Source organism: Rossellomorea marisflavi (genome assembly GCF_022170785.1).
Lineage (GTDB): Bacteria > Bacillota > Bacilli > Bacillales > Bacillaceae_B > Rossellomorea > Rossellomorea marisflavi_B.
Map to the genome: position 1 here is coordinate 4,227,268 of NZ_CP081870.1, position 23,070 is coordinate 4,250,337.

At 50.6% G+C, this 23,070-nt stretch carries 20 protein-coding genes and 1 riboswitch; of the genes, 7 read left to right on the plus strand and 13 right to left on the minus strand.

Features of this window, described 5'->3' with window-relative positions:
* Nucleotides 1-163: 163 nt before the first annotated feature.
* Together K6T23_RS21730 and K6T23_RS21735 are read right to left on the minus strand one after the other, a co-directional pair.
* The gene (locus K6T23_RS21730) at nt 164-1,810 is read right to left on the minus strand and encodes an alkaline phosphatase (RefSeq protein WP_238283322.1); all 1,647 of its coding nucleotides are present in this window, start codon (nt 1,808-1,810) and stop codon (nt 164-166) included.
* A 188-nt stretch (nt 1,811-1,998) separates the two neighbouring features.
* On the minus strand, nt 1,999-3,351 hold the full coding sequence (locus K6T23_RS21735; protein ID WP_238283323.1) for an amino acid permease: 1,353 nt from the start codon (nt 3,349-3,351) through the stop codon (nt 1,999-2,001).
* Between the two features lie 124 nt (nt 3,352-3,475).
* Nucleotides 3,476-3,554, minus strand: a riboswitch (glycine riboswitch).
* A 262-nt stretch (nt 3,555-3,816) separates the two neighbouring features.
* Between K6T23_RS21735 and K6T23_RS21740 the strand changes: the two genes are divergently transcribed.
* The gene (locus K6T23_RS21740) at nt 3,817-4,506 is read left to right on the plus strand and encodes an FTR1 family iron permease (RefSeq protein WP_238283324.1); all 690 of its coding nucleotides are present in this window, start codon (nt 3,817-3,819) and stop codon (nt 4,504-4,506) included.
* A 48-nt stretch (nt 4,507-4,554) separates the two neighbouring features.
* On the opposite strand, the gene K6T23_RS21745 is transcribed toward K6T23_RS21740, so the two are convergent.
* From K6T23_RS21745 to K6T23_RS21780, 8 genes are all read right to left on the minus strand, one after another.
* Nucleotides 4,555-4,926: a DUF3899 domain-containing protein gene (locus tag K6T23_RS21745; protein WP_238283325.1), complete on the minus strand. Its 372-nt coding sequence runs from the start codon at nt 4,924-4,926 to the stop codon at nt 4,555-4,557.
* A 64-nt stretch (nt 4,927-4,990) separates the two neighbouring features.
* Nucleotides 4,991-6,604 carry a peptide ABC transporter substrate-binding protein gene (locus K6T23_RS21750; RefSeq protein WP_238283326.1) on the minus strand — a complete coding sequence of 538 codons (1,614 nt, stop codon included), beginning with the start codon at nt 6,602-6,604 and terminating at the stop codon, nt 4,991-4,993.
* Between the two features lie 21 nt (nt 6,605-6,625).
* A complete protein-coding gene (locus K6T23_RS21755; RefSeq protein WP_238283327.1) occupies nt 6,626-7,573 on the minus strand; it encodes an ABC transporter ATP-binding protein in 948 nt (315 codons plus the stop codon).
* Complete coding sequence (locus K6T23_RS21760; RefSeq protein WP_218246810.1) at nt 7,573-8,589, minus strand: ABC transporter ATP-binding protein; 1,017 nt, start codon at nt 8,587-8,589, stop codon at nt 7,573-7,575. Before K6T23_RS21760 ends, K6T23_RS21755 begins: the two co-directional genes overlap by 1 nt.
* Nucleotides 8,590-8,602: 13 nt before the next feature.
* Entirely contained in the window at nt 8,603-9,544 is a 942-nt protein-coding gene (locus tag K6T23_RS21765; RefSeq protein ID WP_238283329.1) for an ABC transporter permease, read from the minus strand.
* 1 nt (nt 9,545) lies between these two features.
* Nucleotides 9,546-10,472, minus strand: a complete 927-nt coding sequence (locus K6T23_RS21770; RefSeq protein WP_238283330.1) for an ABC transporter permease — start codon at nt 10,470-10,472, stop codon at nt 9,546-9,548.
* Nucleotides 10,473-10,503: 31 nt separating this feature from the next.
* Nucleotides 10,504-11,352, minus strand: coding sequence for a M55 family metallopeptidase (locus tag K6T23_RS21775; protein ID WP_238283331.1), 849 nt, complete (start codon nt 11,350-11,352; stop codon nt 10,504-10,506).
* Between the two features lie 22 nt (nt 11,353-11,374).
* The gene (locus K6T23_RS21780) at nt 11,375-11,866 is read right to left on the minus strand and encodes an Lrp/AsnC family transcriptional regulator (protein ID WP_222115318.1); all 492 of its coding nucleotides are present in this window, start codon (nt 11,864-11,866) and stop codon (nt 11,375-11,377) included.
* Nucleotides 11,867-12,017: 151 nt separating this feature from the next.
* Between K6T23_RS21780 and K6T23_RS21785 the strand changes: the two genes are divergently transcribed.
* The 3 genes from K6T23_RS21785 to K6T23_RS21795 are packed head-to-tail and all read left to right on the plus strand — an operon-like array spanning nt 12,018 to nt 15,761.
* Complete coding sequence (locus K6T23_RS21785; protein WP_238283332.1) at nt 12,018-13,154, plus strand: amidohydrolase; 1,137 nt, start codon at nt 12,018-12,020, stop codon at nt 13,152-13,154.
* A gap of 31 nt (nt 13,155-13,185) precedes the next feature.
* Nucleotides 13,186-15,150 (plus strand): S9 family peptidase, encoded by a 1,965-nt coding sequence (locus tag K6T23_RS21790; protein WP_238283333.1) that lies wholly within the window; start codon nt 13,186-13,188, stop codon nt 15,148-15,150.
* Between the two features lie 14 nt (nt 15,151-15,164).
* Nucleotides 15,165-15,761, plus strand: a complete 597-nt coding sequence (locus tag K6T23_RS21795) for a pyroglutamyl-peptidase I (RefSeq protein WP_238283334.1) — start codon at nt 15,165-15,167, stop codon at nt 15,759-15,761.
* Nucleotides 15,762-15,810: 49 nt separating this feature from the next.
* Here the strand turns inward: K6T23_RS21795 and K6T23_RS21800 are convergent, their stop codons facing one another.
* The gene (locus K6T23_RS21800) at nt 15,811-16,344 is read right to left on the minus strand and encodes a hypothetical protein (RefSeq protein WP_238283335.1); all 534 of its coding nucleotides are present in this window, start codon (nt 16,342-16,344) and stop codon (nt 15,811-15,813) included.
* Between the two features lie 344 nt (nt 16,345-16,688).
* Nucleotides 16,689-18,044, minus strand: a complete 1,356-nt coding sequence (locus K6T23_RS21805; protein ID WP_238283336.1) for an FAD-binding oxidoreductase — start codon at nt 18,042-18,044, stop codon at nt 16,689-16,691.
* 283 nt (nt 18,045-18,327) lie between these two features.
* Between K6T23_RS21805 and K6T23_RS21810 the strand changes: the two genes are divergently transcribed.
* The 3 genes from K6T23_RS21810 to K6T23_RS21820 are packed head-to-tail and all read left to right on the plus strand — an operon-like array spanning nt 18,328 to nt 22,474.
* Complete coding sequence (locus K6T23_RS21810) at nt 18,328-20,193, plus strand: beta-glucoside-specific PTS transporter subunit IIABC (RefSeq protein ID WP_238283337.1); 1,866 nt, start codon at nt 18,328-18,330, stop codon at nt 20,191-20,193.
* Complete coding sequence (locus K6T23_RS21815) at nt 20,193-21,605, plus strand: glycoside hydrolase family 1 protein (RefSeq protein WP_238283338.1); 1,413 nt, start codon at nt 20,193-20,195, stop codon at nt 21,603-21,605. Before K6T23_RS21810 ends, K6T23_RS21815 begins: the two co-directional genes overlap by 1 nt.
* A gap of 20 nt (nt 21,606-21,625) precedes the next feature.
* A complete protein-coding gene (locus tag K6T23_RS21820) occupies nt 21,626-22,474 on the plus strand; it encodes a PRD domain-containing protein (RefSeq protein WP_238283339.1) in 849 nt (282 codons plus the stop codon).
* Nucleotides 22,475-22,547: 73 nt separating this feature from the next.
* Here K6T23_RS21820 and yiaA read toward each other — a convergent pair whose 3' ends face one another.
* Nucleotides 22,548-23,018, minus strand: a complete 471-nt coding sequence (gene yiaA, locus K6T23_RS21825) for an inner membrane protein YiaA (protein ID WP_056539805.1) — start codon at nt 23,016-23,018, stop codon at nt 22,548-22,550.
* Nucleotides 23,019-23,070: the final 52 nt, after the last annotated feature.

Genomic DNA, 23,070 nt, shown 5'->3' on the forward strand with positions numbered 1-23,070 from the left:
GAAGACTCCTGCGGGAAGTGTAGCTGATGTGAGACCCCGCAGGCTTGCCGAGGAGGCTCACGGGCTACCCGCGGAAAGCGAAGTCTTGCACGGAAATCATAAGCGGTATAAAGAGCCTATACTGATAGTGTGCGCCAGTTTATTGTGGATTTTGAAAAGGGAGCTATTTCGCTTCCTTCAACGCTTTCTCCGACACATAGAAGTCTTTTCCGTTATACACCGTTACCCCATCGAGGGTCTTCGTTTTAGACTTTTTCTTATCCGTCACCGTGACGATATTCTTATTCGCGGGCACTTCAATTTTCTTCTTATTCTTCTCGGCCACGAATACCGGATTGTTCTCATCCGTTACATCAATACGGGTTTTGTAGCCTTTTTTCTCAAAGGATTCCCTTGCATTGACGAATAATTTGTCCGTTGTCTTCTCCAGGTTCACACCCATGAAATCAGCCATCTTCTTCGGCAGGTCGGTGTTCTCTACCATTCCGTATGGTCTGGACGGTCCATAGGCGTACAGGAATACATCCTCACCCGTGTGCCCGCCTGTGGTGAAGCCAAGGTTCGCACGGCTTGCAAGCATTTTGGAAAGGTCTCCGTTCAGGTTCTTCGATGCCTTCAGGGCTTCAATCTCTTCCTTCGTGAGGTTATCCAGCCCATAGAGAGCGGCGACCTGCTTCATATTCGAGCGATCGGCTTTGAGCTTACCTGTCGCTCCTTCAAGGGTCATGCTCGCCTTTTTCAAAGGATCGATATAAGCTGAAACCGGTGTGCTTGGGTAACTTGCGTTCGTGTTGACATTCCCCATGGTGACCCCGCTGTTCCCGTGATCGGATACGGCAATGACCATGGTGTTGCCATCTTTTTTGGCAAATTCCAGCGCTTCATTGACCGCATCATCGAATGCGAGTACATCCCCGATCATACCGATTGGATCGTTGGCGTGGGCCGCCCAGTCGACCTTGCTTCCCTCTACGAATAGGAAGAATCCTTCTTTATTCTTGGAAAGGGTATCGATCCCTTTCTTCGTCATCTCGGCAAGCGTCGGTTCGTTTTTGCGCGTCTTCTCACGGTCGATATCATACGCCATGGCAGAAGGGGCAAACGCTCCCCAAAGCTTCTTGGAGTTCGACTTCATGAGGTCTTTGCGTGTTTCCACGACGTCATAGCCTTTGGAATCGATCACATCGAGGAGATTTTCCCCATCTTTTCTACCTGCTGGAGTGAGGGATTCCTTCCCACCGCCTAGAACGACATCGATCCCTTGATACACCTGCTGTTCGGCAATGTCATTGTAGTTGCTGCGATGTGGTGCGTGAGAAGAGAAACCGGCCGGAGTGGCGTGCTGGATCTCGGATGTAGAAATGATTCCCGTGGATTTCCCTTTAAGTTTGGCTGCTTCGAGTACATTGGCCACAGGCCGTAATTGGTCTTCCTCTTTGATCTGTTCCACTCCCGGAGAACTGACCACTTTAGGAAGAAGGCCAACGACCTTATCATTGCTTTTGTTCCCTGTTGCAAGAGCGGTGGCTGCGGGTGCTGAATCCGTAATCGCCGACTCTGCTGAATATGTACGGACGCCGCCGATGGCGATCTCATCCATAGCCAAGTCCTCCCCCTTGTACCAACGGGCGAGTGATGTTGCCCCGGCACTTGTCCCATCCATGACCATCATGATCACGTTGGTCGGTTCCTTCTTCTTGTCCTTAGCTTCCACCTCAGTCTTCACTGATCCTGCAAAGCCCAGTGATGAAAAAGCCAGAGCGGCGGCCAATGATAGGCCGGTCACCTTTTTCGTACTCATTCGTCCCATTCCAATCTCCTCCTCTGTCATCCATCTTCATCTCCATACTAGAAGGCTTTTGTAAAAAGGAACAAGTGTATATGTAATTATTTTGTAAATGTGTTTAGCTGACCCAATTCCCCTCGTATTACCTATGGCATAGATTCAGGTTTTACCATTCATAAAACAACCCCGCACAAACGTGTACGGGGTTGTTTTTATGATGAAAGTGAAGCTTTTTGCCTGATCCGATAGACTGCAAACAGGATGACGAACCATAGTGGTGTCAATAACAGTGCCGGCCTTGTCTCATCGGCAAACAGCATAATGACGAGTATCGCAGCGAAAAGCACCAGTACAAGATAATTCACCAACGGGGTGAACGGTGCTTTGAAGCTCGACTTCTCATGGAGGTCAGGACGCTTCCTCCGGTATAAAATATGGCAAACGAGGATGATCCCCCACACCCAGATGAAGCAGATGGCACTGATCGTCGTGACGATCCCAAAGGCTTGATCCGGGATGAGCTTGCTTAGCAACGCACCGACCGATACGACCACCGTGGAGACCAATAGGGCAGAACTGGGGACATGGTTCCGGTTTAATCTTCCCAGTCTGGCCGGCGCCTGTTTACCTTTACTAAGATTGAAAAGAATCCGGCTCGTGGAGAACATTCCACTGTTGCAGGCGGACGCCGCCGATGTGAGAACCACGAAGTTGATGATTCCGGCAGCCACGGGAACCCCGATCAGACCGAATGTTTTCACAAATGGGCTCTCTGCTGCCGTCAGCTCCATCCAAGGATTGATGCACAGCAGAACGATGATAGCCCCTACATAAAAGAAGAGGATACGCAACGGTATCTTATTGATGGCAGAAGGGATATTCTTCTGGGGATTGGACGTTTCCGCCGCCGACACCCCGATGAGTTCCACACCGACGTAGGCGAAGATCACCATCTGCAGGGAGAGAAGGAAGCCACTCATCCCATTGGGGAAGAAGCCGCCATTCTCCCATAAGTTCGTCACGGTCACCGGTCCTGCATCCGTATTGAACCCGATGGCAAGCAGGACCACGCCCACTGCAATGAGGGCGAGGATCGTAATCACCTTGATCAGGGCGAACCAAAATTCCAGTTCACCGAACAGCTTGACCGTCAGAAGATTGAACCCAAGAAGAATGACCAGACAGATCAGGGCCGGAATCCACTGGGGAATGTCAAACCAATAATTCACATACACCCCGACTGCGATCACATCGGCCATTGCCGTCATGATCCAGCAGAACCAATACGTCCAGCCCGTGACAAACGAAGCCCATGACCCGAGATAGTCCTCCGCTATATCGGTGATGGATTGATACCCTGCTTTCGAAAGCAATAGTTCGCCGAGTGCCCTCATGACGAAAAACAGTGCGATTCCAACGAGTAAATACGCAAAGATGATGGAAGGACCCGCCGATTGTATCGCCTTACCGGACCCAAGGAACAGCCCGGTCCCGATCGTACCCCCGATGGCAATCAGCTGTACATGGCGATTGGAAAGATCCCTCTTTAACTCTTGTTGTGCCAAAACAAACTCCTCCTCAACATGTTCCACGTGAAACGAAAATAAAAAAAAGAGATTGGAAGCATCCAATCTCTGAGTCGAAAAGAATATCAAATATAGATCTCCCCTCGTTCGGAAAATCCATACCCGGTACCCTTCTGTCCTTTTGCCTGAGATTGTGAACCCTTCGGCGCCGCTTGAATAGCGGTCTCTCCAGAAGCTGCTCCTGCTGTAGTGTGACCCACAGCGATCGTAGCTTGATATTGTTATGTTTGAATAGTTATATATTGTAGACCCGTTGAATGGATTTGTCAAAGGAAGATCCTCCTTGTGCAGAAGCCACGCAACTGATTCCTCCAGATGATGTCAGTTACTTGGTTGAGCTCTCCAGATCGACCAAATCTTTTTTTATTTTTTGCATTGACAGTGATAATCATTCTCATTATTATAAAGCTTAGAAACGCACTCATACCATACGGGGGAATACATATGTTGGATTCGCTTTTTCTTTCATTTCGTGAAGGCCTGGAAGCGGCCTTGATCATCGGCATTATTTTGGCAACGCTCTCACAGCTGAACCGGAAGCATCTTGCCAAGGTTGTCGGATTCGGTACCATTGCAGGCGTCATCAGCAGTTTGATCCTGGGCTGGGGTCTATTCACGTTTGCACAAAGCATTTCCCATGAAGCAGAAGAAATCATGGAGGCCGTCATGAGGATCGTGGCCGCAGGCTTGATTGCCTACTTCATCCTTTGGCTCCACCGCAATCAGCAGGTTGCCGGCAAAATCAAAGGGCAAACGGAGAAGTCTTCTACATCCAAAATCGGCTTATTCTTATTGGCCTTCCTGTCTGTCATCCGCGAAGGCATGGAGCTTATGGTATTTAATATGACCAAGATCTCAGAAAGCGCCGGTACCGTGGCTCTCGGTAGCATCATCGGAATCGTAGCGGCTGCACTCGTTGCCTATGTGATCTTCAAAACGACGATCAAGCTTAACCTTTCACTGATCTTCAAAGCACTGGGCCTCATCCTCGTCTTCCTTGGCGGAGAAATGTTTGCCGAAGGAATCGTAGAGCTTCTGGAAACGCACTCTGAAGCGATGGAAATCCTATTCCTGGCCGTCTTCATCGTTCCGGCATTGTTTATCCTCCTGAAGGATGATGTAGCGAGATTCTGACGAGCGGCATAACAAAAAGAATCCCATCTCAATCGAGATGGGATCTTTTTATTGCTTGATGATCAGTATTCCAACCGAAATCAGAATGGAGCAAGCCCCCATGATGAATGTACTCTGGGTGATCCGCGTGGAAAGAGTGGATTTGAATGCCTGGAAATCATGATCTCCCTTGATCAGGTCATCCGTTCGCTCCATGGATCGCGACCTCCGGATCATCCGCTCGCCAATGATCTTAAACCCCTCTGCGACAGGTGTCAGGAACCCTGTCTTCATGATCAACGAGCTGACACCCAGGATCAAAAGGCAGAGACCGATCAGAAAGGCAGAGTCGGCTAAATCAGCTTTGGATCCAAGCTTCAACCCGATAGCAGCCACCCATCCGGAAACGGTGACCATCGCAAGACCCATCTTCCATTTCATCAAGAATCCCCCCTTTTTTATCCTTACGCTCTCCATCCACCAAATGACTTGAAAACAGGCTTTGTTATTCCGATACTTTCTCCGCCCACTTCAAGTACGGATAGCGGTTGACCGGATACACAATGTCCTTGAAGTTCTGTGCGGTCATATAGTTGTTGGTATAGTGATAGATCGGGTTGAACGGCAGGTCTTCCATTAGTACTTCTTCTGCCTGATGAAGGAGATCGTAGCGTTTCGCTGTATCCTGCTCCACTTTGGCGTCTGCCATCAGCTTGTCGTACTTATCATTTACCCAGTTTGTTCGGTTGTTCGGGCTGTCTCCGAGGTAGTAGTCAAGGATGACGACCGGATCCACCAGGACCCCGATCCATCCCATACGGGCCATCTGGAAGTTCTTTTGCTGGGTCGTATCAAGATAGGTCTTCCATTCCTGATTGGAAAGCTTGATATCGACGCCAAGGTTCTTCTTGTACATGGACTGGACGGCTTCTGCGATCTTCTTGTGGTTCTCGGATGTGTTATACGTGAGGGTCACAGCCGGCAGCTCGCTCCAGCCTTCCTCTTTCATGCCTTCTTCCAAGAGCTTTTTCGCTTCTTCGGCATTCGATTCGAAATAGGCTCCGCCCTGTTCACGGAAGTCGCCATCGCCTGTATCCACCCCGCCTGGTACAAAGGCATAAGCAGGTGTTTCACCGGCTTTCGTGACGTTTTTGGTGAGGGACTCGCGGTCAACGGCTAAAGTGAACGCACGACGGATTTTTTCATTGGTAAACGGTTCCTTGTCGACATTGAACATGTACATATATGTTCCGAAGTATGGCACTTCACTATATTCCTTGGAGTCCTTCTCCTGGGCTACCACATCAGATGGAAGGGTCTGGATCAAATCCAATTCCTTTGTCTTGAACATCTGATAGTAGGTGGTAGCATCATTGACCATCTTGTAGGTGACTTTATCAAGATTGACGACTTTGTTATCCCAGTATTCCTTATTCTTCTCAATGACCACTTCACTATCATGCTTCCAGTTCGTGAGCTTGAACGGCCCGTTGCTCACATACGTGTCTGCGCCTGCCGCCCAGTTTTTATTTTCTTCGACCGTATCCTTCTTCACAGGATAGAACGTCCACATGGTCAATAGTTCATCGAAGTAGCTGAGGGGAGCTTCGAGGTCCACAACAAGCGTTTTTTCATCTTTCGCTGTTACGCCTACATCTTCCACTTTTCCTTTGCCTTTGTTATAATCCTCGGCGCCTTTTAGGTAATAAAGGTAGAATGCGAACGAACTTCCTGTATCAGGGTTCAGCACACGTTTCCATGCATATTCGAAATCTTCTGCCGTGACATTGCTGCCGTCGGACCATTTGGCATCGTCACGGATCGTGAAGGTATAGGTTTTCCCATCTTCTGATACATCGGCCTTACTTGCCGTTCCAAGGACCGGTTTTCCTTCTTTGTCCTTCGTATACAGTCCTTCGAATACATGATCCATCACCCATCCGGATGTGGTATCGGTGGCAAGAGCCGGGTCGAGATCAGGCGGCTCACTCATGGCATTGACCGTAATTTCCTGTGCCACCTTTCCATCGGCTCCGCTTCCTGACTCCTTACTGCTGCATCCTGCGGCCACAAGGGCGAGGGATGTGACCAAAAGCAAACTCTGTGTCCATTTTTTCATCGGGGTTCCTCCTTCAATCATTTAATATAGATGACACGCTGTCCAGTGGTTCGTTTCTACTTCTTTCCACTCCGGTACCTGCTGTGCGCAAATCTCCGTCGCATAGGGGCAACGGGTCCTGAACCGGCAGCCGCTCGGCGGGTTCACAGGGCTCGGGGGATCCCCTTCAATGACAATCTTCTCTCTTTTCGCTGCAGTGGGATTCGCAACGGGGATGGCTGAAAGCAGAGCTTTCGTATACGGGTGAAGAGGGTTGCGAAACAGTTCATCACTGTCTGCAAGCTCCATCATCCGACCGAGATACATGACTCCGATACGGTCGCTGATATGCTTCACCATTCCCAGATCATGGGCAATGAAGAGATAGGTGAGCTCCTCTTCCTGCTTCAGATCCTCCAAGAGGTTGATCACCTGGGCCTGGATGGAAACATCGAGGGCGGAAATCGGTTCATCGGCGACGATGAATTTCGGTTCCACCGCCAGGGCGCGGGCAATCCCGATCCGCTGACGTTGTCCACCACTGAATTCATGGGGGTATCGCTTGGCGTGCTCCGGCTTCAAGCCGACCTTTTCAAGGAGCTCATACACCCTTTCCTGTCGGGCTTTTCCCCTTGCCAATCGATGAGCATCAATTCCTTCAGCAATGATATCCCCTACCCTCATGCGGGGGTTCAGGGATGCGTGGGGATCCTGAAAGATCACCTGGATCTCCCGGTTGGCCCGCTTCTTCTCTTTCTTATCGAGTTTGGTCATATCGCGACCGTTATAATGAATCGTTCCTGACGTCGGCCCCTCTAAACCTACGATCGTCTTCCCGAGGGTGGACTTCCCGCTTCCACTTTCCCCGACGAGTCCAAACGTTTCACCTTTCTTGATCTGGATGGAGATATCATCGACCGATTTGACGACGGCTCCTTTTCCGATCGGATAATGCTTCTTCAGCTTGTCTACTTCTATGATGTGGGTCATCACTCTTCCCTCCCTGCGCTGACAAGTTCCGTGAGTGCCGGGGTCCTTGGATCGTTCAGCCAGCACTTCGCTTCGTGACCTTCCCCGATGGCAAAGGCAGGCGGCATCTCTTCGACACATACTTCCATGGCGTACTTGCAGCGGGGAGCAAACGGACATCCCTTCGGCGGAGAGAATAGGTCAGGCGGTGTACCTTCAATCGGGACAAGTCGCTCCTTTTCTGCTGCCTCAATATCCGGGATCGACTCCAGCAGCCCCCAGGTGTAGGGATGCTTCGGACGATGGAACAGCTCTTCGACAGTGGCCGTCTCTACGATCAGCCCACCGTACATGACGGCTACACGCTCGGCCGTTTCGGCCACGACGCCGAGATCATGGGTGATGAGGATGATCGACGTACCCATCTCATCCTTCAGTCCCTTCATAAGATCAAGAACCTGGGCCTGGATGGTCACATCAAGGGCCGTGGTCGGTTCATCGGCAATCAGGATTTCAGGATGACAGGCAAGGGCGATGGCAATCATGATCCGCTGCCTCATCCCACCGCTGAATTCGTGGGGATACTGTTCGTAGCGTTCGGAAGGGTTCGGGATCCCGACCTTCCTGATCATCTCGACAGCCCGCTTCTTCGCTTCATCCCGTTTGACGCTCTGATGGGTGATGATGCTTTCTTCGATCTGCTTCCCGACCTTCATCGTCGGATTCAGGGACGTCATGGGATCCTGGAAGACCATGCTGATCCTGGATCCTTTGACCTTCTGCATCTCCCGTTTGGAAAGCTTCAGGAGGTCCCTCCCGTCAAACAACACTTCTCCTTGCTTAATCCGTCCCGGAGGGGTTGGGATGAGCCCCATGACGGCTTGCACCGTCACACTCTTCCCGCTTCCGCTCTCCCCGACGATGGCGAGGATCTCTCCTTTATTCACATGGAAGGATACGTCCCGTACTGCCTGGACCTCGCCTCCGTATGTTTTAAAACCGACTTCCAGATGGTTGACTTCAAGTAGACGTTCCATCCTGTTCACCTCCTTATTTATTCGATTTAGGATCCAGTGCGTCTTGAAGACCGTCGCCAAACGCATTGAATGCGAACATGGTGAGGGAAATCATCAAGCCTGGGAAGAATAGACGCCACCACTGGCCGCTTAGGATGACACCAAGTGAATCATTTGCCATTGTCCCCCAGCTGGCAAAAGGAGCCTGGACACCGAGTCCAAGGAAGCTCAGGAACGATTCGGCAAAAATGGCCTGTGGGATCGTGAACGTCAAGTTGACGATGATGATCCCGGCTGTGTTCGGGATCAGATGCCGCCAGATGATCTTCGAATGGGAGGTGCCCAGTTTTTCTGCCGCGAGTACATATTCCTGCGACTTCAGCTGCAGGATCTGTCCCCGGATGATCCTCGCCATCCCTACCCAGCCCGTGACGGAAAGGGCAATGATGATGGACGTGATGCCTGGTTCCATGATGACCATGAGGAGGATGACGATGAGCAGATAAGGGATTCCGTATAAGATCTCCACGATCCGCATCAGGATGCTGTCGATGCGGTCACCGACCTTGCCGCGGCCTGCCATGTAGCCGGAAATCCCGCCTATGGTCACACCGAGGATGATATCAATGGCAGCAGCAATGAGACCGATGGTAAGGGAGACTCGCGCTCCGTACCAGGTTCGTGACCACACATCCCGTCCGAGGTCATCCGTACCGAACCAGTGATCCCCGTTCGGCGCAATATTCGTTTTCTCAAGATCCTGCCCTGCTGGGTCATACGGTACAAGATGGGGTCCGAAGATACCTAATAGAATGATGACGAATAGCAGTGATAGCCCCAAAATGGACATCTTGTTCTTGATCACATTCAGGAGCATTTCCTTCCATACGCCCATGCTTGGGCGTTCGGCTGCTTCCTGTTCTGTTTTGTTGGCTAATGGACGGAATAGGGAGTCGTCGACTCGTTTGGCTTCCATGTTACTCCCCTCCACTCGTAAGTTTTATTCTCGGGTCGATGAATCGGTAGGAAATGTCGATCAAGAACAGGGTAACCACCAAAAGGGTGCTGAAGAAAATCGTCGTCCCCATGATGACGGGATAATCCCTGTTGAAGATGCTGTCGACGAAGTAGCGGCCGATACCCGGTATGGCAAAAATCTTCTCGATGACGAAGGTACCGGTGATCAAGGCGACGAACAGCGGTCCGATGAAGGAAATCACGGGAAGGATGGCATTCCGGATCCCGTGCCTGATGACAAGCTTGGTCGTCGATAACCCTTTGGCATCGGCGGTCCGGATGTAGTTCTGGTTCAGCACCTCGAGCATGCTTGAGCGCATGAAGCGTGCGATGACGGCGAGTGGTGTCGCAGCCAGGGCCAGTGACGGGAGGATGGAGTGCTGCCATGTTCCCCAAGAAGCGACGGGGAAAATACCCCATTCTACTGCGAAATACTTAATCAGGAGCGGCGCCAGGATGAAGCTCGGAACCGATATCCCGATGATGGCGACGAACATGGACAGATAATCCAGTGCCCGATTATGATGGAGCGCAGCCACAATGCCGAGCAGCAGACCGAACGCCAAGGCGATGACAAGCGCCTGCAGTCCCAAGAGGGCCGATGCCGGTGCTCCTTCTGCAATGATCGTATTGACCGAACGCGTCTCCGACTGGATGGAAATGCCGAGGTCAAAAGTGGCCAAGTCCTTCATATATAGAAGATACTGAACGGCAATCGGCTCATCGAGATTGTATTTCGCCCGCATATTCTGCAGCACTTCAGGCGGCAGGACATCGGCATCCGAAGCAAACGGATCCCCCGGGATCATCTTCATGATCAGGAACGTCAAGCTGGCAATGACCCAGATGGTCATCAGCATGGTGAACAATCGTTTAACTATGTACATCCACTCACCTCCAAGGTTTTTTTGTTCTGTATCAGGCGTTCACACTGCCGAGCACACCATTGGTCGCCGACATGGCAATGATCACACATCCCCACATATGCTTGTACGCCGTAACCATATCATCACAGGTGAAACGGATGCTCCTCGGCCCGGTCAGTTCCACCGTCGGAAGCGTCGTAGTCATCATCGCCTGCTGTGATCCCTTCAGTACAAGGTCGAAGGTGACGGGCCCCTCGGTTTGCAGTGGTACGCCCTGTTTGGTTTCTTTCACGGCTTCTTCCGCTTTTTCCCGGATTTCCTTCCGTGCCACTTCAGGGTGGAGAAGCTCGGCTGCGAATCGGTCCACGGCACGTTTTGTGACGGCTGCTTTCACTGAAGGCAACGTTTCCTTCACTTCAGCGACGTACGCATCGTCACCCGAGATGAAGATGGCCGGTACTCCGAAGCTTCCTGCCACGAGAGAATTCATCTCTGTTTCCCCGACAACCTGTCCATTGATCTTCATTTCGTTTACACAAATGCCGGCAAGGGTGTGACTGATGACCGCCCGTTCCGATCCCGCTTCACGACCGTGATGGCCGACGAACATGATGCCGTCGAAGCTTTCATCCAGTCCCTCGAGCTGACACATGACGCGGTTGTTGCCGGATACGAGAGTGGCACGGGGATCCAGTTCTTCAATCAATAGATTCGACATATTCCCGTGCCCATCGGCTACGACAACGGCCGTTGCCCCGCCGTTATATGCTCCTTCAATGGCCGCATTCACATCGGCGGTCATCAGGTGCCGGAAGCGCTGATATTCAGAAGGCGTCTTCAGCTGCTGATTGGTTGCCACTCCTGATATTCCTTCCATGTCTGCAGAGATAAAGATTTTCATAGGAAACCCTCATTTCATTTTTTTATAAGTATTCAAACGTATTCTTATAGTTTTCGAGCTGGATGATGGTGTTGTAGGAAATGACCCCTTCGATCTTATCCAGCTTGAAGATGAAATCCCTGATGTCTTCCTGATTCTGGACGTTGATCTGGATCAGGAGGGGATACTCCCCGGAAGTGATTGTAATATAGCGTACCTCCCGGATCTGGCTGAGGGAGTTTTTCACCTTCTCGATCATCCCCTGTCCCACCTTCAGCTGTATAATCGCGCCTGCCTTTAACCCCAAGGCAATCGGATTGACGACACCAACGACTTCAATGATTTCGTTTTGCACAAGATTTTTATACCTGAGCCGGATGGTCTTTTCTGTTACTTCCAGTTCATTTGCTATTTCAGAAAAGGGAATTCTCCCATCCCTCGATAGCATTTTGATAATTCCACGATCTAATTCATCGATCTGATAGTCCACTTGCTTCCCTACTCCCCGAACGTATTTCTCAAACTTATTACCCATATCAGTACACAATCTGAAATTAACGAACATTTACAATACTAAATTTTTCAATTACTATCGTTATAAGGAAATTTTGAGTATAGAGGGTATTATATAAAATTAATTTTCAGAAAGCAATGATAATTCTGGATAATAGGAGGGAATTTATTTCATGATAGCTTTAACGAACGTAACAGGTGTAGATGGGACGGGGAGAGAACTGAAAGATTCGATCATTCTTATTAAAGAGGGGAAGTTCGTATCGGTGGATGCGGATTCCGTACCAGAAGGATATGAAGTAATTGATGCCGCGGGCAAGTATTTCACACCGGGGTTGATTGACGTGCACACCCATCTCGGGGTCCACGAAGAGGGACTTGGAAAGGAAGGGCAGGATTTCAACGAAACGAGCTCCGCCACCACCCCGGGAGTCAGGGCGATTGATGGGATCAATCCAAAGGACCGAGGATTTGAAGACGCAAGACGGGCAGGGGTAACCACGGTTCAGGTTATGCCGGGAAGCGCCAATGTGATCGGCGGGGAAATGTGCGTACTGAAGACGGTGGGGGACATCGTCGATGAGATGGTCATCCGGAATCCATCGGGTCTGAAAGCAGCTACGGGAGAAAATCCGAAGCGATTCCACGGGGAAAAGGGCCGGATGCCTACGACGCGTATGGGCGTGGCCGGCCTCCTGCGAAAGAAGTTCATCGAGGCGCAGAACTATAAGAAGAAAGTATCATCAGGGGAAACCGGCCGCGATGTGGAGCTCGAGCCTATTGTCAAAGTGCTGGATAAAGAGATCCCACTGCGGGTCCACGCACACCGCGCCGATGATATCGTGACGGTGCTGAGACTGAAAAGGGAGTTCGACTTCGATGTGACGATCGAACACTGTACGGAAGGTCACCAGATCGCCCCGTTCATCGCGAAGCACGATGTTCGCGTATCCGTTGGACCAACCATGACGCCACGTTCAAAAGTAGAGCTCTCCGATAAGGGATGGAACACACTCCTCGCCCTTGCCGAAGCAGACGTACCGTTCTCGATTACGACCGATCACCCTGTCATTTCCATCGAGCACCTGATGACGAGCGTGATTCTCTCCGTGAAATACGGACTGACCGAAGCGCAGGCCATGAAGGCCATCACATCCGATGCTGCTAAGCATCTCGGCGTGGACGACCGGGTAGGGACCGTGGAAGCCGGCAAGGATGCGGATTTTGTCCTGTGGAATGGGACGCCGTTCGACCTCAGGAACCAAGTGGAACATACCTATATCAACGGAGTGCGGGTTTTCGGCGAGTGACCGTACCCGTCATTATAAGGAGGACTTCAAGATGACCAAAGGACTTTCATCCAAGGATCTACTCGACTTTTCATTCATTTCCGATCCCCAGATTTCACCCGACGGCAAACGGGCCCTGTTTGTCAAAAGGACCGTGCTCAATGACGAACGTTACCGGTCCAATCTGTATCATATCAACCTCGTGACCGGAGAGATTTCTCCCTTCACCCACGGGGATGCTTCCGATACGCAGCCGAGGTGGTCTCCCGACGGAAAGAACATCGTATTCGTGTCAGATCGGTCAGGTAAACGCCAGCTTTGGCGCATGGCCACGGACGGAGGAGAAGCAAGAGAGGTTACCTCGTTCAAACATGGTGCTTCCCAGCCAGTCTGGTCGCCTGATGGAAAGAAGATCATCGTCACGGCCCCGTTACGTGAGAGAGAAGGATTGCGGAAAGCGGAAGAAAACAAAGAAGAATCAACGCTCAAGCCCTTTATCACCACGAGCATGCAATATAAGTCCGATGCCGAAGGATTTTCCGATGGCACCTATCGCCAGCTTGTCCTTTTAGACCTTGAAACGGGGATGGAAACCGTGCTGACAGGCGGACCGTATGACCATGGAATTCCGGCCTTCTCACCCGACGGATCCACGGTAGCCTATTGTGCCAACCGCTCTGCCGATCATGAGAGGACCTTCTTCTCTGACGTTTATGAGCTCGACTTGGAAACCCTGAAGGCGGAAGTCCTCACCAGCGGCGACCTTCGTTTGCGCTTGCCGAACTATTCCCCGAAAGGCGATACCCTTTCCCTTCTCGGAGATGATATGACATATGCCGGTTCAACGCTCACAAGGGTTTGGACGCTTGATCGAAAGACGAGGGAATTGACTTGTCTTACTGAGGACTGGGACGTGGAATGCAGCGATGTGGCCATCAATGATATGGGGACGGGAACGGCCGTCGGTGCGGTATGGTCAAAGGATGGCCATGCGCTGTACTTCGCTGCGAGCGACCGCGGTGCCACCAACCTTTACCGCATCACATTGGAGCGTGAGATCACCACGATCATCGATGGGAAGCGGCAGGTGTACGGCTTCAGCATGGACTCCGCTCAGGACAACATCCTGTTTGCCGTCAGCCAATATGATATTCCGGGAGATCTATTCCTCCTGGATTCTACTGGTGAGAAGAGACTTTCGTGGGAAAACGAGGATGCTTTAAAGGATATCGAGCTCTCCATCCCTCAAGAATTCCCGATTCAGGCAGAGGACGGAACGGTTCTTCAAGGATGGATCATGAAGCCTGTTGGCAGCAATGAAACATCCCACCCCCTTGTCGTGGAAATCCACGGTGGTCCCCATGCCATGTACAGCTACGGATTCATGCACGAGTTTCAGGTGCTTGCATCCAAGGGGTATGGCGTCCTTTATACAAATCCGAGGGGAAGCCACGGGTACGGTCAGACCTTCGTCGATGCCGTCCGGGGCCGGTACGGGGGGATTGATTATGAAGACATCATGACGACACTGGACCAGGCGCTCGAGACCTTCGACTGGATCGATCCGGATCGCCTCGGTGTCACCGGAGGAAGCTACGGCGGCTTCATGACAAACTGGATCGTAGGTCAGACTGACCGCTTCAAGGCAGCCGCCACCCAGCGCTCGATCAGCAACTGGATCTCCTTCTTCGGCGTCAGCGATATCGGCTATTACTTTACGGAATGGGAGCATAAGACGACCATCCTCGAGGATCCCGATGAGCTTTGGCGCATCTCCCCTTTGCGCTATGTGAAGAACGTAGACACACCGCTCCTGATCCTTCACAGCGAGAACGACCTTCGCTGTCCAATCGAGCAGGCGGAACAGCTGTATATTGCACTGAAGCAACTGAAGAAGGAAACGCGTTTCGTCCGGTTCCCTGAATCCAATCACGAGCTGTCACGAAGCGGCAAACCAGGTCTGAGACTCATCCGCCTCGATGAAATCACCGATTGGTTCGATCAGTATCTGAAATAAAGGAGAGATGCGAGATGAACGTCTTACTCACAGGATTTGAAGCCTTCCTCGGCATGGAGTCCAACCCGACTGAGATCATCGTCCGTCAGCTGGACGGATCGACCGTGGCCGGGAACACCATCATCGGAAAAGTACTTCCCGTCGACTTCACCCAGTCGGCGGGCATCCTCCTCGACGCCATCAAGGAGCATGAACCTGACGTCGTCCTGTCCCTCGGACTTGCTGCAGGAAGGAACCGCATCACCCCAGAGAGGATCGCCATCAACTGTATGGACGGAGAGCCCGACAACGCAGGAAACCGCTATGACGGGCAAAAAATCATCGAAGATGCCCCCGATGCGTACTTCTCGACCCTGCCCATCAAGGAGTTTGAAATGGAGCTCCGCAGGCAATCACTGCCCGCCAGTATCTCCAATACGGCCGGGACCTATCTGTGCAACCAGATCATGTACGCCGCCAGGCATCATATCGAAACACATCAGCTGAAGATCCGCTCAGGATTCGTCCATATTCCGGCGCATCACGGACTTGCTTTGGATAATAAAAAGCTTCCATCTTGGTCTGTAGGGGATTTAGTAGAGAGTGTGCGGGTGATGGTGGGTATTTTGTAAGATTCGTTAAACGAAAAGAGCGGGATGCTTATGTGCTCCCGCTCTTTTTTTATCTCATTCGTTCTTTTTTCGGCCGGCCAAAACCTGAATACATACTCTTCAATTGCTCCGGATTTTGGAGGATATACATGTATCGATGCAGGTATGTAGCTATGTACGCCATGATCAAGATTAGTACAGAGTAAGCGCCAACCAATACCATCATCTTAAAGGATTTCGACACGGTTAAAGAGAGCAGGAATTGAGCCCCGATGTATCCCATACTTGATGCAGTAATGATCGGGGACAGATTGAGGCTTGAAGGATTCTCATCCAACCTGTCATAAGTCCCGGAATACAACATCCGGTAATTGAAGATTTGAAAAAATACGAGGGCAGCAACCAGAAGGACGGCACTGATCACACCATAAAGTGGCCCCTCCACTCCTACATGCACATACATTAATTTTTGGGAAACGATGAAATAAAGGTAAGCTACGGCGACACCCAACACACCCATGTACAAGAAATAGGATTTTTCAAACTTAAAGGGTGCCACAAGGTAGACGATCCCCCATATATGCATGAGTATGACTGGGATCATGCCCGCCCAAAAGAATCCTCTATGAAAAGGGTCACTAAGGAGAGGGAGTACCCCGAGTAAGTCCATGAATAGTAGTAAGAATACAACTACATTCTGCCGATTTTCCTTAGGGAATTGCATATGAGTCAGGTAAAAGTCGGGTAAATCTTTCTCTTGTTTTTTCGGTTTATTCACTCCAGGGTCACCTCTTATTTTGATAATCTTGTATGAAATAAATGCTTATTTCCAATTTTTTAACATCTTTATCATGATTGTATCGTTTTTGGTTTCTTTTTACCAAACGTTATTCCTCTTCCAAAACTCATAATCTACTCATAAAAAAGAAGCATAGAATCCTATGCTCCTCACTTCAACCCCTGCGGAAACGTAAACACATTGAACGGGTCATATTTTCGATTGATCCGGTTGAGCGCCGGGGCGTTCCCTCCAAAATACTCCCTCTCATAGTTCGGTAGATTGCTAATGGGAAAATTAACAAACGATCCCCTCGTAATGGGTTTGATGGATCGGAAACGTTCCTGGACCCATTCGCGGTTGACCTTGGCGACACAGTCGTCCGTCCAGACGGATTGAATGCCGAGGATATAGCGGGCGTCCCGGAAGAAGAAGGCGGTGTCCCGTTTTCCGACGCTTTCAATGGCACCGCCCAGGGCATAGAACGAAACGGCGGCGTAGACGGATCCTTCTGCGGGATGTTGGACAAGGTCAGCGATTTTTGAGAGTTCCTTCTCTGAGTAGTCCCTCTGTACGAATCGACCTGTGGACTTGAACTTTTCTGATGGAGGATAGGTCGCCTCCACCTTCTTCACGGCTTCCAGGAAAGAGGATTCTTCCAGCTCTTCCCGGTATCCTTCCACCGCCCGGAACGGTTGGAGGAGTGCACTTGCTTCTGCCGGTGTCCCGTAGAAGAACCCCCGCGCGAATATGCCGAGTCCTTCCCCTTCGGCGTTGTAGAAGCTTGCTACGACGGTCATACGGGGATCGAGGTCCGGAAGCCACTTCTGCCAGATATCCATGACGTTTGCCTGTTTGTCCTTCGTGGTGCCGACATAGAAAAACTGAACCAATGTAACGGTTGGATTGGTCGGTTCCGGCAACTGGAACGTCATGCCCACCACGACACCGAAGTTCCCGCTCCCTGCCCCACGGCACGCCCAGAACAGGTCGGCATTCGTGTCCTTATTCGCCTTGATCAGCTTTCCCTGATCGTTAACCAGTTCCAATTCAAGTAAGCTATCGCACCCGAGTCCTAGGAGCCTGCTCGAGTATCCCCAGCCTCCCCCGAGGGTGAATCCCGACACCCCCACCGTCGGGCATGTCCCACCGGGAAACGCATAACCGTTGGACCCGACAAAATCATACACGGCCGTGTTCTTTGCACCGGCCTCCATCCTGAGGAGATTCTTCTCACGATCAAGCTCGAGCCTGTACAGACGGCTGATATCGATGACGAGGACGCAGTTCCCGGTGGAATATCCCTCATAGTGATGCCCGCCCGACCGGATACGGATTGGCACACACCGCTTCCTTGCCCAGCGCACCGCGTTCGCTACATCCTGCTTGTCCCCGCAGTAGACGATGACAAGTGGGAATTTATTGATTGCCCGGTTCCACTCCTGGCGGGACTCTTCATATTCTGGCGATTTCGGGGTCACAATTTCACCCGTCAGTCCTTCAAAAAACCATGATTCTAACTTCATACCTTTCACCTCTATGAATACTTATAACTACTAGTATCGTATTCATGGCTGGTAGAAAGGTGCGGGGAAGTCCGGTACTATGAGGTGAAAATTACCTTCTTGTCAAGACGGGAACCCTGTGCTATAGTACCTGTAAGCGTTTTAAACAAATACTATTAATTGGCGTGTTACTGGTAAAGCAGGCAAGACCAAAATAATTTGCTCCATTCCATCCGTGGAATCGGTGCACATTGTTTTGGTCTTTTTTTATTGTCCTACCAGGCCGCTTCAAGGGGATGAAAACATGAATTATTCTAAATTGGGGAAAGAGATCCTGGCATTATCCGGAGGGAAGGATAATGTATCCATGGTCACACATTGTGCCACTAGATTGAGATTCGAATTCTATGATTCTTCAAAGGTAAAAGGTAAAGAAATCGAAGGCCTTCCGGGCGTGATCTCCGTCGTTAATAAAGGTGGACAGTACCAGGTGATCATCGGCAACGAAGTACAGCAGGCCTACCGTGCGATCAAGGAAGAGCTCGGTGAGGGCGTAACCTCTTCAAAAGAGCCTCGCGAAGGGGATAAAGAAGAGAAAAAAGGATACATCACCCGTCTCATCAGTGTCATCTCGACTACTTTCACTCCGTTTATCCCTGCCATCATCGGGGCTGGTATGATCAAGGCCGTTTTGGCTGTACTCGTCTTGACCGGGGTATTGACCGAAGAAAGTCAAACGTACTTTATATTGAATACGGTTGCAGATGCTGCCTTCTTCTTCATGCCGATGCTCCTTGCATACGGGGCATCCATCAAGTTCAAGACCAATCCGGTGCTGTCCATGACCATCGCCGGTGTGCTTCTTCATCCGAATTGGGGAACCTTCCTGACTTCAGGTGATGATTTATTCTTCATGGGCATCCCGGTGCGTCTGACTGATTACGCTGGTTCTGTCCTGCCGATCATCATCACGGTCTGGATCATGTCTTATATTGAGCGATTCGCTGAATGGGTCTCCCCATCGGTCATTAAATTCTTTTTAAAGCCACTGCTTATCCTGATTATTACCGCTCCACTTGCCGTGGTCATCATCGGGCCGATCGGTACATATTTGAACGACCTGGTAGCTGCAGGGGCAGACGGAATCAACAACCACGCAAGCTGGCTGATCCCGATGCTGATGGGTGGATTGCAGCCATTCCTCCTGATCACCGGGACGGCTTGGGCTATGACACCGATTGCCACGACCCAGTTGTCGAATAACGGATCGGAGATGATCAACGGTCCTGGGATGCTCGCATCCAATATCGCGCAGGGTGCCGCCACCCTTGCCGTTGCAGTCAAGTCGAAGAATAAGGAATTGAAACAGCTCGCAGGTTCCGCAGGGTTTACAGCCCTTGTGGGAATTACAGAGCCATCTCTATATGGAGTCACACTTAAACTGAAGAAACCGCTCATTGCCGCCATGATTGGAGGCGCCTGCGGTGGGATTTACGCAGGATTATCTGGACTAGTCCGTTACGCATTTGTATCACCGGGACTTGCAGCCATTCCCGCTTTCATCGGAGAAAATCCAATGAATATCGTCCATGCATTCATTACGATCGTGATTGCCTTCGTCGTTGCGTTTGCAGCTACATGGATCCTCGGCTTTGAAGATCCTGTTGATGGATCCCCTCAAAAAGAAGAGACCGTCAGCACTCAAGACCATGTAATCAAGAGCCCACTGGAGGGACAAGCGCTACCACTGAACGAAGTCAATGATCATGTATTTTCCAACGAACTCATCGGCAAAGGACTTGCCATCCTGCCTTCCAAAGGAGAAGTACGTGCACCCTTCACTGGAGAAATCGTCACACTGATGGCTTCCAAGCATGCCGTCGGACTACGGAGCACATCAGGTATTGAAGTGTTGATCCATGTGGGGATCGACACAGTGAATCTTCAAGGGGAATTCTATGAAACCCATATCCAACAAGGCGACCGCGTTCAAGAAGGGGACCTGCTTATTACATTCGATATCGAAGCCATTCAGGCGAAAGGGTATGAAACGGTGACACCGGTCATCATTACCAATCATGCCGACTTCGGTCCGCTCATGACCGATGAAACGACAGCCGTATCCATAGGGGACACACTAATGGAGCTTTCAAAGAAGGAGGAAGAATAATGCATTATAAAACACCAAAAGACTTTCCAGAGAACTTCCTGTGGGGAGCTTCTACATCTGCCTATCAAATAGAAGGAGCTTGGAATGAGGGCGGTAAAGGAATGTCCGTCATTGATGCGATGGATCACCCCGAAGGAACAGCGGGATTCACCGTTGCCAGTGATCATTATCACCGCTATCAAGAGGATATCCGTCTCTTCAGCGAGCTCGGCCTCAAATCGTACCGCTTCTCCATTGCATGGACAAGAATTTTCCCCAATGGAACGGGAGAAGCAAACGAAGAAGGACTTGCCTTCTATGACCGGCTCATTGACGAACTGATAGCAAACGGCATTGAACCTTTGGTGACCATGTACCACTTTGATCTGCCCTTTGCCCTTGAGGAACAAGGCGGATGGCTGAACCGTCAAACCGTCGATGCCTTTACCCATTATGCTAAAACCCTTTTCCAACGTTACGGGCACAAAGTAAACTACTGGATCACGATCAACGAGCAAAATACATTGATCCTTCACCCCGGAGCCGTTGGTATTCCCAAAGGCGGAACACTGCCTACCAAGAAAGAGCTTTACCAGCAAAACCACAACATGATGGTCGCACAAGGCAAGGTCATGGGTCTATGCAAGGAACTCTGCCCTCATGCCAAGATCGGGCCGGCCCTGAATATGACGTCCATGTACCAGGCCACAAGTAAACCTGAGGATGCCATCGCCGCCCACAACTGGGAAACCCTGAGAGGGTACAGCTTCCTTGACCTGGCCGTACACGGACGCTATAACCCATTGTTATGGAGTTACCTCGAAGAACGGGATTGGCTTCCTCGCATCGAGGCGGATGACTTCGACGTGATGCAGAAGGGAAGACCCGATTTCGTCGCCATGAATTATTACTCTACTGCCACCATTGCTGAGAGTACAGGATCAGCGGAAGATGTCAGCCCCCGTGCAGGTGATCAGCAGATCATGCTGGGAGAAATAGGGGTATACCGTCCAGAAGAAAACCGGTATGTCGATAAAACACAGTATGGATGGGTGATTGATCCCGTCGGCTTACGACTGACCTTACGAAAGATCTATGAACGTTACGCCCTTCCCATCGTGATCACGGAAAATGGAATCGGTGCTCCAGATGAATTGACCGCAGAAGGAAACGTCCATGATGACTACCGTATTCAATTCCTCCGCTCTCATATCGAGCAGATCCAACTGGCCATAACCGACGGTGTCGATGTCTTCGGATACTGTCCGTGGGCTGCCATGGACGTCGTCAGCACCCACCAGGGATATGGGAAGCGATATGGTTTCATTTATGTAGACCGTGGCGAGTTTGATTTAAAAGGAATGGACCGCATCAAAAAAGACAGCTATTATTGGTATCAACGACTCATTTCCACGAATGGGAAAGACATCTAAGACTGCGATAGAAGATGGTGATGAAAGTGAAAGTAGTGAAAATCTTGAATAACAGCCTCGTTCTTTCAAAAGATGACCACGGACAAGAAATCATCGTGATGGGCAAGGGACTCGGGTTTAAGAGCAAAGAAGGCGATACGATTCCGGAGGCGGCCATCGAAAAGGTCTTCGTCCCCAATGATCGTCATTCGAGACAGGAATATATCCACTTACTCCAAAGCATACCGAAAGAACATCTGGAGGCTATCAATGATTCACTAGAACGCATGAAGGCATACTGGACATACGAACTCGATCAACATGCCACGCTCATGCTCTTCGACCATCTCGCCTTTGCCATCGAGCGTAACGAAAAGGGAATCATCTTACAAAATAAATTACTGAACGAGATTCGCTTGCACTACCCGGAAGAGTTCACCGCTGCCATGGTGCTCCTCTCCGATCTAAATAAGCTGTTACCTATGGAGCTTCCTGAAGAAGAAGCGGGTAATATCGCCTTTCACCTCGTCAATGCGAGAAATGAAGAGGCTCACTTCGAGAATACGATATTAGCGGTCTCCATGCTCAAGGACATTCAAAACATCGTCCGCTATCAGCTGAATATCACGCTGGATCCAACCTCTACACGATATAACCGGTTCATCACCCACCTGCAGTACTACATCCGGCGTTTGATGGAAGACCAACAGCTCAATTCAAAGGATGTTCTATTATTCGATCGATATCGAAGTGAATATCCCGAAGAATATCAATGTGCACAGTCCATATCAACGTACGGAGAAAAAATGACCGGTAAACCCAGCACGGATGAAGAAGTCTTTTATCTCCTCATCCACCTCATCCGCTTCACGAATTACCAGGATCAATAGAAGAAAGACCAGCGGTTATCGCTGGTTTTTTTTCATGAAAAAAGCCGGCACTCCATTGAGTACCAGCTTCCCATCAATCCCGGTCCCTTGCCTGCTGGGTATCCCGGATATTCTTCTGGATCGTGATGGCTGAGAACAGGCTCAGCACGAAGGACATGGCATAGAAGCCTTTTTCGCTGAGGATGATGCTTCCCGCGTTGTAAAGGCCGATTCCGACGAGGGCGATGGCAATGATCATCGCGACCCAGCTGAGACCGTAGTAGATGCCCGATACGGGAATGTCTTCTTCTTTATCGCGCACCGCTTTTTGCAGGGATACTGCAGAGTACAGGCCGAAGATGAGGACAGCGAAGTAGTAACCTTTCTCATTGAGCTCCATACCGGCGTTGAAAAGGCCGATCAGGTAAGCGCCCAATCCGATGATGAGGGCCGCCCAGCTTGCGCCTTTAAACGCAGCAGTAGGTTCCCCTTCCTTGCGTTCCACCTTTGGTTTCGGCTTCTTCTCCTCGTTCTGTACAAACGGGTTATCATTCAAGTCTGCCATTCGTTTCTCTCCTTTTATAAAAGCATGATAAATGCGTATTCCAGAACATATT